This is a genomic window from Alkalihalobacillus sp. CinArs1 (genome assembly GCF_947387515.1).
Taxonomy (GTDB): domain Bacteria; phylum Bacillota; class Bacilli; order Bacillales; family Guptibacillaceae; genus Guptibacillus.
Genome location: NZ_CANDOB010000002.1, coordinates 481,877 through 496,827 on the forward strand (window position 1 = coordinate 481,877; position 14,951 = coordinate 496,827).

General features: G+C 39.0%; 14 protein-coding genes. 8 read left to right on the top strand and 6 right to left on the bottom strand.

Going from position 1 to position 14,951, the window contains the following annotated elements; translation table 11 throughout:
• Window positions 1-215 precede the first annotated feature (215 nt).
• The 8 genes from PFZ69_RS10960 (at window position 216) to PFZ69_RS10995 (ending at window position 9,122) form a co-directional block, all read left to right on the top strand.
• Window positions 216-2,144, top strand: coding sequence for a hypothetical protein (locus tag PFZ69_RS10960; protein ID WP_270181119.1), 1,929 nt, complete (start codon window positions 216-218; stop codon window positions 2,142-2,144).
• Between the two features lie 3 nt (window positions 2,145-2,147).
• The gene (locus tag PFZ69_RS10965; RefSeq protein ID WP_270181120.1) at window positions 2,148-2,996 is read left to right on the top strand and encodes a hypothetical protein; all 849 of its coding nucleotides are present in this window, start codon (window positions 2,148-2,150) and stop codon (window positions 2,994-2,996) included.
• Window positions 2,986-4,173: a DUF6339 family protein gene (locus PFZ69_RS10970; protein WP_270181121.1), complete on the top strand. Its 1,188-nt coding sequence runs from the start codon at window positions 2,986-2,988 to the stop codon at window positions 4,171-4,173. Before PFZ69_RS10965 ends, PFZ69_RS10970 begins: the two co-directional genes overlap by 11 nt.
• 74 nt (window positions 4,174-4,247) lie before the next feature.
• Complete coding sequence (locus PFZ69_RS10975) at window positions 4,248-4,574, top strand: nucleoside triphosphate pyrophosphohydrolase (protein ID WP_270181122.1); 327 nt, start codon at window positions 4,248-4,250, stop codon at window positions 4,572-4,574.
• Complete coding sequence (locus PFZ69_RS10980; protein WP_270181123.1) at window positions 4,567-6,990, top strand: DEAD/DEAH box helicase family protein; 2,424 nt, start codon at window positions 4,567-4,569, stop codon at window positions 6,988-6,990. The genes PFZ69_RS10975 and PFZ69_RS10980 overlap by 8 nt, the downstream gene beginning before the upstream one ends.
• A 616-nt stretch (window positions 6,991-7,606) precedes the next feature.
• Window positions 7,607-7,801 carry a hypothetical protein gene (locus tag PFZ69_RS10985; protein WP_270181124.1) on the top strand — a complete coding sequence of 65 codons (195 nt, stop codon included), beginning with the start codon at window positions 7,607-7,609 and terminating at the stop codon, window positions 7,799-7,801.
• Between the two features lie 103 nt (window positions 7,802-7,904).
• Window positions 7,905-8,090 (top strand): hypothetical protein, encoded by a 186-nt coding sequence (locus PFZ69_RS10990; RefSeq protein WP_270181125.1) that lies wholly within the window; start codon window positions 7,905-7,907, stop codon window positions 8,088-8,090.
• A 198-nt stretch (window positions 8,091-8,288) separates the two neighbouring features.
• Window positions 8,289-9,122 carry a hypothetical protein gene (locus tag PFZ69_RS10995; protein WP_270181126.1) on the top strand — a complete coding sequence of 278 codons (834 nt, stop codon included), beginning with the start codon at window positions 8,289-8,291 and terminating at the stop codon, window positions 9,120-9,122.
• A gap of 200 nt (window positions 9,123-9,322) precedes the next feature.
• Here PFZ69_RS10995 and PFZ69_RS11000 read toward each other — a convergent pair whose 3' ends face one another.
• Genes PFZ69_RS11000 through PFZ69_RS11025 form a run of 6 tightly spaced genes read right to left on the bottom strand, consistent with a single transcriptional unit; the run spans window position 9,323 to window position 14,753 of the window.
• Window positions 9,323-10,081 carry an IclR family transcriptional regulator gene (locus tag PFZ69_RS11000; RefSeq protein ID WP_270181127.1) on the bottom strand — a complete coding sequence of 253 codons (759 nt, stop codon included), beginning with the start codon at window positions 10,079-10,081 and terminating at the stop codon, window positions 9,323-9,325.
• A gap of 45 nt (window positions 10,082-10,126) precedes the next feature.
• Window positions 10,127-10,786, bottom strand: coding sequence for a bifunctional 4-hydroxy-2-oxoglutarate aldolase/2-dehydro-3-deoxy-phosphogluconate aldolase (locus PFZ69_RS11005; RefSeq protein WP_270181128.1), 660 nt, complete (start codon window positions 10,784-10,786; stop codon window positions 10,127-10,129).
• A 13-nt stretch (window positions 10,787-10,799) separates the two neighbouring features.
• Complete coding sequence (locus PFZ69_RS11010) at window positions 10,800-11,762, bottom strand: sugar kinase (RefSeq protein ID WP_270181129.1); 963 nt, start codon at window positions 11,760-11,762, stop codon at window positions 10,800-10,802.
• A gap of 10 nt (window positions 11,763-11,772) precedes the next feature.
• The gene (locus PFZ69_RS11015; protein WP_270181130.1) at window positions 11,773-13,269 is read right to left on the bottom strand and encodes a tripartite tricarboxylate transporter permease; all 1,497 of its coding nucleotides are present in this window, start codon (window positions 13,267-13,269) and stop codon (window positions 11,773-11,775) included.
• 12 nt (window positions 13,270-13,281) lie between these two features.
• Window positions 13,282-13,713: a tripartite tricarboxylate transporter TctB family protein gene (locus PFZ69_RS11020; protein WP_270181131.1), complete on the bottom strand. Its 432-nt coding sequence runs from the start codon at window positions 13,711-13,713 to the stop codon at window positions 13,282-13,284.
• A 47-nt stretch (window positions 13,714-13,760) separates the two neighbouring features.
• The gene (locus tag PFZ69_RS11025; protein ID WP_270181132.1) at window positions 13,761-14,753 is read right to left on the bottom strand and encodes a tripartite tricarboxylate transporter substrate binding protein; all 993 of its coding nucleotides are present in this window, start codon (window positions 14,751-14,753) and stop codon (window positions 13,761-13,763) included.
• Window positions 14,754-14,951 lie beyond the last annotated feature (198 nt).

The window sequence follows — 14,951 nt, forward strand, 5'->3', positions numbered from 1 at the left end:
CTTCGATAACCTTTAACATTCAGTTTGCCAAATTGAAAAAGTTATTAGTTACTCAAGAGGTGTTGCATGGTAAAATAATGGGAATGAAGAACTATTTGAATATATAAAATTATTGCTTTTTAGTTTTGATGATTTTAATTGATACTTTATTTATTGCTAATTTACTTCATTTATCATAAACAAATCAATTACATATATAGAGGTGGTTTGTAAGGATGTTACATACACTTAGAAATAACAAGTGGAAATTTTCGCCTATACCTAACATAGAAGAATCAAATTTCAATAAAACCTTAGAACGCTTTTACAACATGGGAGTAGTAGGTTTAGTTAGAGAGAATATACAAAACTCCCTTGATGGACGTTTAGTTAACTACGATGGTCCAGTTGTAGTTAAAGTTAAAACAGGATCTATCAAAAAGAAGTACATACCGGGTATTGATGATGTGGAAGAGCGTATTATGAGCTTAGAAGGCCGAAATAGTTATACGAATGAAACCATCAATCATATGAAGAATAAAATAAATCAGGAAAAAGTTAGATATATTTCTTTTGAAGACATCAACACAAGAGGATTGACTGGAGCACGAAATGGTCAAAGTAATTCCAAGAAAGACACTTGGGGCATTTATGCCTACAATAAAGGAGTTCACTTTGAAGAAGAGAATAGCCAAATTGAAGTTTCAAGAGGTGGCTCTCACGGAGTGGGGAAAATTGCTTCAAACGCAGCGTCAGATTTGCATGTGATGTACTTTGCAAACTGTGATGAAAATGGGGATCAGCACCTTGGTGGGACTGTTCAATTAATTGAACATTTGTATAAGGGTCAGGCCTATAGATCATCTGGGTATTTTACAGATATCGAAGTCTATGATGACAACAAGTCGAAATTTTACCCCTATGAAAATACTTTTCATGATGTGTTTAAGAAAGATACAAGAGGATTGAAAATCATCATTCCATATTTTCGTAGTGGATATGATGATGAAACAGCAATTATAAAAAGTATTTGTGACAGCTTCTTCGTTTCAATCCTAAACAACAAGCTTGAAGTTCATATAAATGAAAAAGAAGTAAATAAAGAAACCATACTAGACTATGTTAAAGATCAAGACTATTACATTCAGGAAATTGCAGATGCCAAGAAGGAATTCACACCACTATACCTAGATACATATTTGGATGCTCCTTCTCAAGGAATTACAGTATCAAACGGATCAGAAGAATTTCAATTCCAACTCTACTTTAGATTCGATGAGCGGATACCAAAAGGAAGAGTTGCTATTGTAAGAACTATTGGAATGAAAATTGAGGATTTTAAAGTCCAAGGTAGTGCTACAAAACCATTTAATGCTGTGCTTATTGGTGGACCAAAAGAAGACGCTTACTTGAAGTCGCTAGAAAATGAATCCCATACAAAGCTATCAAAGGATCATTTTAATGATGCATCATTAAAGAGACGTGCTACAAGGTTCATTAATAATTTATCGAAAGAAATCTCCAAAGTAATTGAAAATGCAATTAAAGAAAACAATCCTACAGACGGAATAATGGATACACAAGACCTTCTCTATGTAGTAGAGACACAGTTCAAAAAAGACTTAGAAAAATCAATTGGAACTGTTAAAGTCAACCAGGGTAAATCGTTAGTAAAATCTACAACAGCCCCATCTAAGAAGGAAAAGCGGAAAGAAAAGGATAAGGAAGGTAGAGAAGAGAGTAAGGAGAAAAAGAAACCTAAAAAACGCGATCCTTTAAAATGGCAGAAAAGTGAGGAAGAGAAGGAGAATAATGAGGAAGGAAAAGAACGATATAGTGCACACCCTGAGATGGTAGAGAGAATTATCTTGACTGAAAAAGAAATGATTAAATTTGACTTTACTAAGAGCGAAAAATTAGGGGATGCGAAGAACTGCGATATCGCTTTATCACTCATTGATGGAATGGGTGTAGAGTACAAAGATGAATTTAAAATTCAGAATAACTATATAAATATTATTGATGTTAATTCAGGGGGAAGCTGCTCCTACAGAAAAAATGTAATTAAGGGTGTTCAAATTAATAATGGAGTAGCTCAGCTTAATTTAAAATTGAGGGACACCTTCAACAGATCATTAAAATTTGTTTATTATGTGGAGGTGTAGAAGGTGATTTATAGAAAAGACGCAAATTTCCCTTACCCTGTTCTTGCTAATACTTCATACAGCTATGCAACCAACTCTTTTGATTTGGATGTAAATGTTATAGAGAATGCAGAGTACTACCACTTTGACTTTGAATATATGATAGATTCAGAGTTTATTAGAGAACAGATTAAAAGAAGGAATGCTCAGTTAATCTTAATCATTCAATCTAAAGACAATAAATTTGTTAAATTAAATCCAGACCAAAAAACTGTGAAGATCCACAAGTCTCGAGTGTCCTTAAATAAACGGACTTCTATTCAATTGCACATCCAAGCTCTGGAAGATATAAGTTTCGAGAACAATGAAGACTTGAGCGAATTCTACCTGCAATTCAAAGAAGAAATAATTGTTCCTAAGTTCTCGTTATTAGGATATTCGAGTGTTATTGTTTTCGATGGTAGTATTACAAAGCCTTTTGATCTGTTTGAGAAAAAAGTCAATGAGAACTTGAAATCAGATATAAAAGTTGAATTGGGTAACGAAACAATTATCATTCACTATAAAAATCCTGAATATCAATTTAACAACTTACCAAAAAGCAATGTACTAAATAATCCATATATTTATACAGGTTTGTCAAAAGCTCTTCAGACTTTTATTACTAATAATAGTAACGATGGTGATGTTGATATTCAAGAGATGCAGGAACCTGAAGGATCTTTGGATTTTAAATTATATAACCTAATGAAGAGTAAAAAAGTTACAGAGTTAAATATGGAAAATATTGATGAAGTGATCTATATGATTTCTGATCGTATTATAGAAAAGTTTACTACTGCTTTGGGGGGACTAGTAACGGATGGAAGTTAGACTACTAGCTAATGGGTATAAAAACTCAGAGACGTTGTATCAGGATTTTTTAGATGGGAAATTAATTGAAAAAGACGAATATTTCTCAAATGACTTTGTCTTTGTTAAAGAAGCCCCTGACTTCCCATTCTATATGGGTAAAGGGAGTGAAGAAGAAAAAAAGCAAGGTTTTCTTAAAGCTTTTAAAGTCATATCTCAATCATATTTAGATATGGATAGAGCACATCTTCTAGATGAGACGTTTTGGCACTCGTTACTGCTAACACAGAAAAGAGATTTTATTTTGAATAGCTATTCAGATGTTCAAAATGGTAAGAATGTATTTAACAATATTGTGCTAAAGAAATTTGATTGGGAGAATTATATCTATAAAATCATCTTAGGAGCGCAATATGTTGTTGATAATATCCAGGATGATAACGAACGTAACAGATACTATGGATTAATTGCTGAAAACCTTGATCTTTACAATTACATTATTAAATATGAAATTTTCAGGAATGACAAGTTTCTAATTAATATATTGAGTATTATAGATGAACTAGACCTATCAAAAGTACTGAAGGCAAAAATCAAAGGACGAGAAGACCTAGGTGACGATGAACGTGTAGGAAGAAGAGTAATATTTGAATTTAACAAAAGCTATCCAGTAATTATGTCGCCAATGCTCGAAAAGGATGAGCTTAAGAAGCTTTTTGTAGAGTACTTAAGTTATTATCATGAAGTATCAGAGCAAGAGGTTTCGTTTAAAGGTGTAGACGGAGAAAGCTATAAAAATGCAGAATCCGTTCAAGTAGATAAGTATGATCCTTATGAAGTAGAGAATAATTACTATGAACCAGTAGGATTATCTGGAAAAGACAATCAAGCCAATGCATTTGTAAATGAAGACTTTGTATCCGTTAGTAGTGTTACAAGCACTCAAGTTAAAGAACCTAGTAAACCAAGTGTAGAAAGTGACACTGAAGAAAAAGATCTTTTGATTGAATATTTGCAAAAACATGATTTGGAGTACATAGATAAGCGTCACAAAGGCGGATCTATTTGGGTAATAGGGGATAAGCGGATTGGCTCAATCTTGAAACCTTTGGAAAACTTAGGTATGTACTTTAGGTATAAGGCAGTTGGGGGGAGAACTTCCAGGTTTAGGTCAGCATGGTTTTGGTATGAGAAGTGAAAATAATTTCACATTTCATTATAGGTTTCTTTTAAACTTACTAATTTTTAAATGATATAAAAAAGGAGAATTATATGCCAACATACAACAAACTCATTAGAGATAATATTCCACAAATTATTAAAGCCACAGGGAAAGACTTCAATACTAAAAATCTTAATGATGTTGAATACAAAGAAGAACTCCAAACAAAGCTCAAAGAAGAACTGGAAGAATATCTAAAAGCAACAAAAGACAACGAGTCTATAGAAGAACTAGCGGATATGTTAGAAATAATCTATTCTTTAACTACTATTCACCATTCTTCAATTGAGAAACTAGAAAAGGTAAGGAAAGAAAAGAAAGTTAAACGCGGAGGATTCGAAAAAAAAATTTATTTGATTGATGTGGAAGATGAGTAAGGTTCAACTAGTATCTGAAAGACTGTACGACTACCTTGTTCCAGAGATAGATCGCTCTGATTCTATTTATATTCTAACTTCATTTGTAATGCGTTCAGGAGTTGATTTACTATATCCCTATTTAAAAGAAGCACTTAAAAGAGGAGCAAGTGTTAAATTGTGCGCTGGTGATTACCTTTTTGTTACGCAGCCGAAAGCATTAAACTTGTTACTAGAACTTGAAGGAATTGAAGTCCGCTTGTTCCAAAGTAATGGCCGATCTTTTCATCCAAAAGCTTATCTGTTCGGACAGGAGAAAGGGAATGGAGCATTCTTTGTAGGTTCATCAAATCTATCAAAATCAGCACTTACTGGTGGTGTAGAGTGGAACCTCTATGTTACTGAGAGTAGTGCACCATCGACATATGAAGAAGCAGAAGATCAGTTTCTACATACCTTCTACCATGAAAACACCATTCCTCTAAATGATGAAACTTTAAAGTCTTATTATAATAGGTACGAACAGTACCATTTAAACCATCCTGAGCTTCATCAAACTTGGACTGATTTAGAAGAAATCGATATGACAATAGGTGTTCCCTCTTCACAAGATAAGATAAAAGAACGCGGTGAGGTATATGAGGTGAATACACAAACTGAGTTAACACCTAGACCAGCTCAAAGAGAAGCTCTCGAAGCGCTAGAATCAACTCTTGAAGAGGATTATACAAGCGCAATGGTGGTATTACCAACTGGAATAGGGAAGACATATCTAGCTGCTTTTTTTGCTCGTTCGTTTAAAAGGGTTCTTTTTATTGCCCATAGAGAAGAGATTTTGTATCAAGCGAAGCGTTCCTTCCATCATGTTATTCACAATCGTTCTACAGGTATTTACAATGGTAAGGAAAAAGAGATGGCTGATATGATGTTTGCTTCTGTTTTCACTATCGGACAGGAAAAGAATTTACATCGCTTTTCTCCTGATGAATTTGATCTTATTGTGGTGGATGAATTTCACCACGCAGCTGCACCTTCTTATCAAGGGATAATAGATTACTTTAATCCTAAGTTCCTATTAGGTATAACCGCAACCCCTGACAGGATGGACAACAAGGACGTCTATGCACTGTGTAATGGAAATGTGGCTTATAACATGCATTTTATAGAAGCAATTGAGCAAGACTGGCTGACTCCATTTCGTTACTATGGTGTTTATGATGAGACAGACTATTCGAGCATTACCTGGTTGGGGAATAAATACGATAAAGAAGAGTTGTTACAAGTACAACTTAAGGAAGAATTAGCCCAAAAAATCCTGGAAGCATGGCTTCAATATAAGCAAACAAGGTCGATTGGATTTTGTTCTTCAATCAGACAAGCCGTGTTTCTAGCTAATTATTTCAATCAGAATGGCTATAAAGCTATTAGCTTACATTCCAAATCGGATTATAATAGAGCAGAAGCGATCCAAAGTTTATCTTCTGGTGAAATAGACATAATTTTTACGGTAGATCTATTTAATGAAGGTGTGGATATTCCCCCTGTAGATACTTTGCTGTTCGCAAGACCAACTGAATCATTGACCGTCTTTACCCAGCAGGTGGGTAGAGGGCTGAGGTTATTTGAAGGTAAATCTTATTGTAATATTATCGACCTGATTGGAAACTATCGTAATGCTGATATTAAACTCTCTTTGTTTGATACGGCCCCGGCTAAAGATACTAGAACAAATAATGTTGAACCTGTTGTCCCAGCTAATTGCGAGTTAAACCTGGACTTAAAAGTTATTGATTTACTGCAGGAGCTTAATCGCAAAAAGCAGCCACGTAAGGAGAAGTTGTATGATGCTTATTATAATGTAAAGCTAGAACTTGGGGGGCGTCCAAGTTATACAGAGCTCCACCGGAAAGGCTCTGAAGAAAGTAAAGGATATAAGCAGGAGTTTAAGTCATACATAGGTTTTCTTGATTGGGCAGACGAACTGGATGAGAACGAAAAGGAAGTATTTAATAAGCATAGTAAGTGGATTACAGAGGTTGAGCGAACAAACATGACCAAGAGTTATAAGATGGTCGTTCTTAAGTATATGTTAAGTAGAGGGGTAGAACATTGGTTAGATTCTGTTGCGCCAACCGAAGTAGCTCCCTTTTTCCACCAATACCTTACTGAGGTGGACTACCGAAAATTAAAAGATTTCTCAGATAAAACAACGAAAAAATTATGGGTATATGATGAAAAGAAAGTAAGTAATTTGATTGCAATCATGCCGATGACTAAGTGGAGTGGTAGTTCCAAGGGGTTAGTTTTATTCGAAGATAATGTATTTCAATTTAATGTTGAAGTTGCTAATGAAGAAGAAAACAACTATTTATACAACTGGACAAAGGAAATATGTGAGTATCGATTGCGTGAGCACTTTGAGAAAAAAGCTAAATAATGGCTATATATTACCGATATAGAAAGTATACACACCTTTAAAGATTACTAAATCAGTTAGAAGGTAGGTAATATATTCATGTATTCTTTCTTAGTAAAATCAGCTAAAGCTGGATTTGTTGTTAATGTCATTTTAGGTACAGTAGTAGGAGCTCTAGCATTTTTTGATTTGATTCATATATCTTTCTAATTCTTTAAAAAGTAATGCTATTAGTTACCTAATAAAAACGCTCAGGCATCTGAGCGTTTTTTATTATGAAATCTGAAGGTTTGTATGTAGCTAAATCGAATATTTAAAGAGCAGGTGGACATTTATAGAGTCTCATTTTTAAAATGTTTGTTAAACACCTTAGGGTGGGTTTCTATGAAAATCACACGCCTTGGTCACGCCATGTACCTATTAACAAGTAAGTCTGGTAAATGACATCTAATCGATCCTTTCTTCGATATGAATCCTGGCTGTCCGGATGAGTATCAGACAGAGGAATTTATGAAGAGCATCTATACGGTGTTTTTAACACATGGGTATTTTGATCATACGAGCGGGCTTGAGAAACTGCTTGTACATAACCCTGAATGTATAATTGTTGCCCAGTATGAGCTTGCGATGATTTTTATTGCAAGAGGGGGTTCAGAATGCTTTTTCGCTTAATTTCGGTGGCACGTGTCAGTTAGAAGACGTGGCAACAACGATGGTGCAAGCAAAGCATACATCGAGCTACAAGGAAACAGAGGGGACGCTGGTCTATGCTGGAGAAGCGGCAGGATATGTGTTTGATTTTACAGATGACCTATATGCTCTATCATTCTAGAGACACTGCCCTCATGATAGACATGAAGTTGATTCAAGATGTCTATGAACCTACTATTGCAATTCTATAGCGACGCTGGTTTAAGGGAGGATCCACGGCGTTTATGCTGACTTCGGCGCTGTATCATCGTAATGGTGAAGATTCTGTCGCGCTTTCCGTGTTCGTTCAAGATGAGAAGCGGTACGAGTTGTTGTGGATTCGGAATGTTTTTCATGATTTTTTGAAGGCGATGGTCGAAGATCGTGATTTTAGAGAGAGGGCAATTCATAAGTTAGGGAATATGAACTAGGTGGTCTGGCATTATGCCAGACCATTTTTTTTTGCGATAGAGGGGCTTTCTCCATTTAGAAAGCTGCTACTCCGGAAACATGGGGATGTCGTTGAGAGGTAGAAAGACCTATTTTAAGCTGGCATCCATAAAGACCTGCATTTTCGTTGGTGAGGTACATAGCTTTAATAGAGCTATGGTGGAAGGAGGAAGTGGTCGTTGAAAAAAACGCTCGTTGTTTTGCTTATTGTTTTACTAGTTGGAGTGGGAGGGTTTGCGGTTGATCAGTTTTTAGATGATGAATCAGTACCTGAGGTGTCTGAGGTCGAGGAAAATGAGCGAGTGGAAGAGGAAGCGGAGGAAACCTTAGAACCAGCTGTTGAAGTGAAGCCAGGTGACTTAACAGGCAAATGGACTCGGAATATCCTCCATTACACGGGACATCTCAACATACTAGACGTAACGGAAGAGCGTTTTCGATTCACGCTGAATGTCATCGCAGGTGCGAATGTTGGGGGTATGGAAGGGGAGGCGGTGATTTCAGGCGACAGTGCTACATTCAAGACGTCTGAAATCAATTGTGAGCTTACGTTTCATTTTTCAGAGGACCTCATCACGATCGAACAAAGTGATGAATGCATGATCTGGGGTGGTGTCGGAACGTTCTTCAACGGAGAGTATGAGCGAGGGGATGTGAAGATCGAGACAGATCTCATCGAGCAAGGCGTTCTCTCTGAATCAGAAGATCACCTTTTTAAAGATGTGGTTGGAAACGACTATGAGCTGTATTTAAATAATTTCAATGTCTATATGGAAGTTGAAGATCACGATGGACTTGAAACAAAAGTGATAAAGGGGTTTGTGAGAGGAATCGCCGCTTCAAATGGCGGAATCATCATGATCAACGAGCAGTATGTTTATGCTGCTGTGACGGATTCTGATGTGATTCGTTATCACTCAAACGATCCAGAGTACAAAGGAAAATTGCCGGTAACGATTTCGGAGTGGGTAGATGAGATGGTGATGGATGAGGTTGTGATGGAGAGTGACTAGCTAGTACCAAAAAGAAGAGCCTGGGGGTATGCTGCCATTCCAGGCTTTTCGATATAACAGTAGCGTTGTAGCTTCTTCTTTCTGCTAAAACTACTAAATCTAAAAAGAGTACAAAGAAAAAAACAGCAATCCAGAAAGTGTCCCAGTTTTAATATAACAGGTGAGAGGGACAATGAACCTGTCCCTGTGTCCCTAGACGGCTATTTAGACGAATAACCAAGCCTTTTTGAGATTTCATTTCCTGCTTCCTGTAAGATAGGAAGGAATTCTGCAAGGTGCTGTTCAGTCATTTGTTGCACTGTACCTGTTATACTGACTGCGTATGTTGGTTTACCTTGGTGGTCAAAAATCGGTACGGCGATACATCGGATGCCTTCTTCGTGTTCTTCATCGTCGATTGCATAACCGCTTTCTCTGATTCTCGCTAACTCCGCTTCGTAACGCTCTTTGCTCGTGATTGTATGATCAGTGAAACGTGTTAGTTCTCTCGTTTCAAAGAAATCTTTAAGCTGATCGCTAGTGTAGTAGGCTGAAATCGCTTTTCCTACTCCTGTGCAGTGAAGTGGAGCTTTTCTCCCGGTGCGGGAGTAGATGCGAATGGTCGATTGTGATTCTACTTTATCAATGTAAATCACTTGATGATCTTCCTCGATCATCACGAGGTGTGAAATCTTCTGTGTTCGTTCACTTAATTGCTCGAGCACGTCTCGTGCAACGTCCAATATGTTTAAATTATCAACGACGACGTGATACATCTCAATAAATTTCAGGCCGAGCTGGTAAGAGCTATGATCAGGTGTTCGTTGAATATACTGATGTGACTCGAGCGTGGAAACAAGCCGGTGGATGGTGCTTTTGGCAACGTCCAGCTTATTCGCGAGCTCAGTAATGCCGAGTCCTCCTTGGTGTTCTTTTAATATATTTAATATCTGAAGTGATCGATCAACTGACTGTATCATAAAACCCTTCCTTTCTCGGACTGGTGGCCGCTCAAATTCTTTACTTTAGTTCGAACTGACCAATGCAGCACGTCCTTTTTGAACTTCTTCGGTATAGTCCCTTGCGAGTGTTTCAAGATCTCCCCACCGCTCTTGGTCGATTAATTCTTTTTGTAAAAGGGAGCCGCCGACACCTACAGCAACTGCGCCAGCACGAATGTATTCTGCCGTATTATGTAGGTTGACACCACCAGTTGGCATCATGTTCACATGATTCAGCGGGCCTTTCACATCTTTGATGAATTTAGGTCCAAGTACGCTTGCTGGGAATACTTTCACAAGGTCAGCCCCGCATTCTTGGGCATTTAATATTTCGGTTGGTGTGAAAACGCCTGGTATCACAATTTTACCATAACGGTTTGCCAATTTTATGGTGCCTTCATCAATTGTCGGTGCGAAGATGAAGTCTGCCCCAGCGTGAATGGCTATGTTCGCTGATTGCTCATCGAGTACGGTACCTGCACCGATGACGGCTCGACCTCTGAAGGTTTGACTTGCTTCCTTAAGGACACCAAGGGCATCCTCCGAATCTAGTGTGACTTCTACTGCAGTAATTCCCCCGTCGATGAGGCATTCAATCACTTTAATGACCTTGTTGCGATCGATTTTACGAACAACAGCTACAATTCCACCATCCATCATTTTGGTAAGGTTCTCCTGTTTCATACGCCCACTCCTTTTATCGTAGTACATCCTGTTTATTTGTTCGGAAAGCTTCAATTTCACGACTCGTTGGGAGGCCTTCGATGTCTCCGCTTACGGAAACGACCATTGAGCCAATGAGAGATCCGCGATCGATGGCTTCTTCGAACGTGCTCCCGTTTAATAGACCAGAAAGGACACCGGTTGCAAATCCATCTCCAGCTCCAATTGGGTCAATTGCTTTTGAAACAGGATAGCTTTTTACGAAACCTCGTTCGTTATCAGACGTTGCATAGTAGGTACCGATCGCACCATTTTTGATTGCAATTTTTTTGACCCCAGATGCTAAGAAGAAATCTGCAATCTCATCATAATCTCTTGTGCCAAGTAAGTATTCTGCTTCTTCCAACCCGGGGAGAAGGATGTCTGCCCTTTTTGCAAAATCCATTAATCGTTCTTTGCCATTTGGGACCTTTTCCAAAAGTTTATGACGTAGGTTAGGATCAAAGGAGACAGGGATCGCATGTTTTTTTGCAAAATGAAACAGTTCATCAACAAGATTAAAACAAGATTCACTTAACAGGGGGGTAATACCAGTTAAATGAATGATTTTCGTATTTGATAGATACTCCCAATCGATGTCTGAAGAGGCCATTTTACTAGCTGCAGAACCTTGACGATAATAATAAACTTGGTTTCGATCCGTTAGTTTTTCCTTAATATATAATCCTGTGCGTTCGGTGGGATCTAGAACCACTCTTGAAATATCAACGCCTTCTCCGCGTATTGTATTGATCATATAATGCCCGAGTTCTTCATCGCCGATTTTGCTGACCCAGCCGACCGAATGACCTAGTTTGGATAGTCCGATTGCAACATTGGATTCCGCTCCGCCAATTCGCTTATTGAATTGATTTACGTATCGGAGTGGACCATTTGAACCGGCATCAAATAAGACCATTGTTTCACCGAGCGTTATAACGTCTAGTTGAGTGTTCATTGAAAGCCTCCTAGTTTAGTTGTTCGATTGTCTTTCGCTTCTTAAACATGATCGGCACCACGAGTGATAGTGTTGCAAGAATGATGAGTACGGCAGCGATCGGACGAGTGAAGAAGATCGAGTAAGCACCTTCTGACATGACGAGGGACCTTCTAAACTCACTTTCTGCCATTGGACCTAAAATCAAAGCAAGTACGACTGGTGATGCAGGGAAGCCGTGTTTTTTCATGAAATAACCTATTATTCCTGAAACGAGCATTACATACACATCGAAGAAATTATTGCTGATGGCGTAAGCCCCGATTACGGAAAGCACAAGAATAATGGGGATGAGAATGTTCTTCTTCACCTTTAATATCTTTGTGAACAAACGTATTCCAAGGAATCCAAACAGCATCATGAGAAGCGTGGCTAGAAACATTCCTGCAAAAAGGGTGTAGACAAGGTCGCTGCTTGTTGTAAAAAGCTGAGGACCAGGTTGAATGCCTTGAACAACCAATGCTCCAAGAAGAACAGCCGCAACAGCATCTCCTGGAATACCTAGTGTAAGGAGAGGGACCATTGCACCGCCTGTCACACCGTTATTCGCTGCTTCCGCAGAGGCGACGCCTTTCGGATTCCCATTACCGAATGATTCCTTTTCTTCTTTCTTAGAGAATCGCTTTGTTTCGTTGTAAGCGACATAGGCTGCAATATCAGCTCCAGCACCAGGTATGATTCCGATAAATGTGCCGATGAACGAAGAGCGGAGCATCGAACTGATGAGTCGTTTCACTTCATGCCATTTTGGTAATACGTAGCTTGCGATAACCTTATTTATTTTTTTACTGCCGCGAAGCTGCTCTTCAAGCCCAAGGAGAGCTTCTGAAACTGCAAACAAGCCGATCATAACTGGGATAAAGGAAACACCGTTTAATAATGAAAGTTGATCGAACGTAAATCTGGGAAAACTTGTCATAGGATCCATTCCAATCGTTGCGATGATCAGCCCAACAACGCCTGCAATCAACCCTTTTAATACCGACTTACCGGAGATACTCGAGATGATACTAAGACCGAAGAGGGCGAGTGCAAACATCTCGGGGGCACTGAAATTGAGTGCGACCCTAGCAAGTTGAGGGGAAATAAATGTCAGCATCAATACGCTTACAATTCCGCCCATACCAGAAGCAATAACCGCAATTCCAAGCGCTTTCCCGGCCTCTCCTTTCTGTGTCATCGGGTACCCATCCATCGCAGTTGCGGCAGAAGCAGGAGTTCCAGGAGTATTCAATAGAATCGCTGCGATTGAACCTCCATAGATCGAACCAAAATAAATCCCGATCAGAAGCAGTAATCCATTTACAGGATCCATTCCAAACGTTACGGGTAAGAAGAGAGCGACTCCCATGGTGGAGGTCAATCCTGGAAGCGAACCGATGATAATCCCAGCAATTACTCCAGCCACAAGAAGCAATATGATATCAACATGAAGTAGTCTTTCAAATCCTAGGAGTAACAGATCCATCAAACAACCTCCTTAGTAGAGTAGCCCATGTGGGATGGGGACTCTTAGTAAGTATTCAAATGCGAAGATAACTGATGCAGGTAGTAGGGTAGAGGTTGTTAGTAAAACCCACCATTTTCGAATTTTCATCAGCCACATCCAGCCAATCGTAACGAGAAGGGTTGCAACACCGAAACCGATCAGTTGAATGATGGCAACATACAGAATCACCATTAGTACACCTAATGAAAAAAAGATCTTTCCACGCTTATCAAGTCCTTCACTATGACGATTTTCTTTAGTTAGCATCAATGAGATTGATAGGATGAGTAATAACACAGCTAGCATTTGAGGGAAAAGAGCTGGTCCTGGTCCACTTGTATTTTGTTCAGGGAATGCACCTGCCAGCATCCATACCGTTCCTGAAAACAGAATGAGTCCAAGACCTAGTAACCGATTGAACATAATGTAACCTCCAGAAAAATAGGCTAGTAAGCTAGCCTATTCGATTATCATTGATTCAGATTAAGAGAAGGGATGAGCTCTTCGAATAATTCGTCCTGTTCTTTAAGTAGTTCAGAAAAGCCTTCAGCATTTTCATAGCGATATCCGATTCCGAGTTTGGTAAGGGTATCTTTAAACTCTTCTGTTTGAGCTGTCTCTTTGAAGGATTCCTGTAATGTATTAACAGCGTTTTCAGGAGTATCTGCCGGTACAGCAAGACCTCTCCATGTACCAATCGATAGATCGATTCCACTTTCTTTCAAAGTTGGTACTTCAGGTAAAGAGTCGACGCGATTATCCGCCATGACACCGAGTACCTTTAGTTCTCCAGACTCAACTTGAGATTTCACTTCTGCTGGGCTAACAGATACTGCATCTACGTGGCCGCCAAGTAACGCATTCACTGCCGGTGCAGCTCCTTCAAAAGGAACATGGTTCAATTCTCCACCAACTTCTTGCTCAAGTGCTGCAGCTGCGAGATGCCAGATTGCCCCAGTTCCTGAGTTTCCAACTTTCAACTTATCCCCTGACTTCATTTCTTCAACGAAATCTTCTAATGTATCCCAAGGTGCATCAGCTTTTACTGTAATCGCAGCAGGGTCTTCATTTAGCAAAGCGATTGGCTGGAGATCTTCATAAGAGAACTGTGCAAGACCAGAGTGAGGTAGTGTAAGAAGTTCAACGGTAACCATCGTAACGGTATGGCCATCCGCTTTCGCATTCATGCCATTTTGCATTCCAACAGCACCCCCGCCACCTTCACGGTTTACAACTGCGATCGATTCACCAAGATTTTCTTCAGCTTTGTCAGCAAAAGAGCGTGCTAGGGAATCAGTCCCACCCCCAGCTGCATACGGAACGATTAATTCCAATGATTGAGTAGGGAAATCACTTGCTTGTTCATCGTCTCCTGCACTACCCGAAGAAGCAGAATTACTGCATGCGCCCAAGACAAGTACCAGTGACATTACTAATGTGAAACGAATCAAATTCATACTCATACCCTTTAATCTCCTCCTAAAATTAAGTCTTGTTCCTTAATAAGGAACGTTGTTCTTTATTATGTAACAAGCATAACTGGTTATGAAAACGGTGTCAATGAGAATTTTTTGTTTTTGTTCACACCAAAATGAAACGAAATATTGTTCTGTTCGTATATAAAGTAAATTAACGATCATAAGGTGGGGTAGCGTGGATAC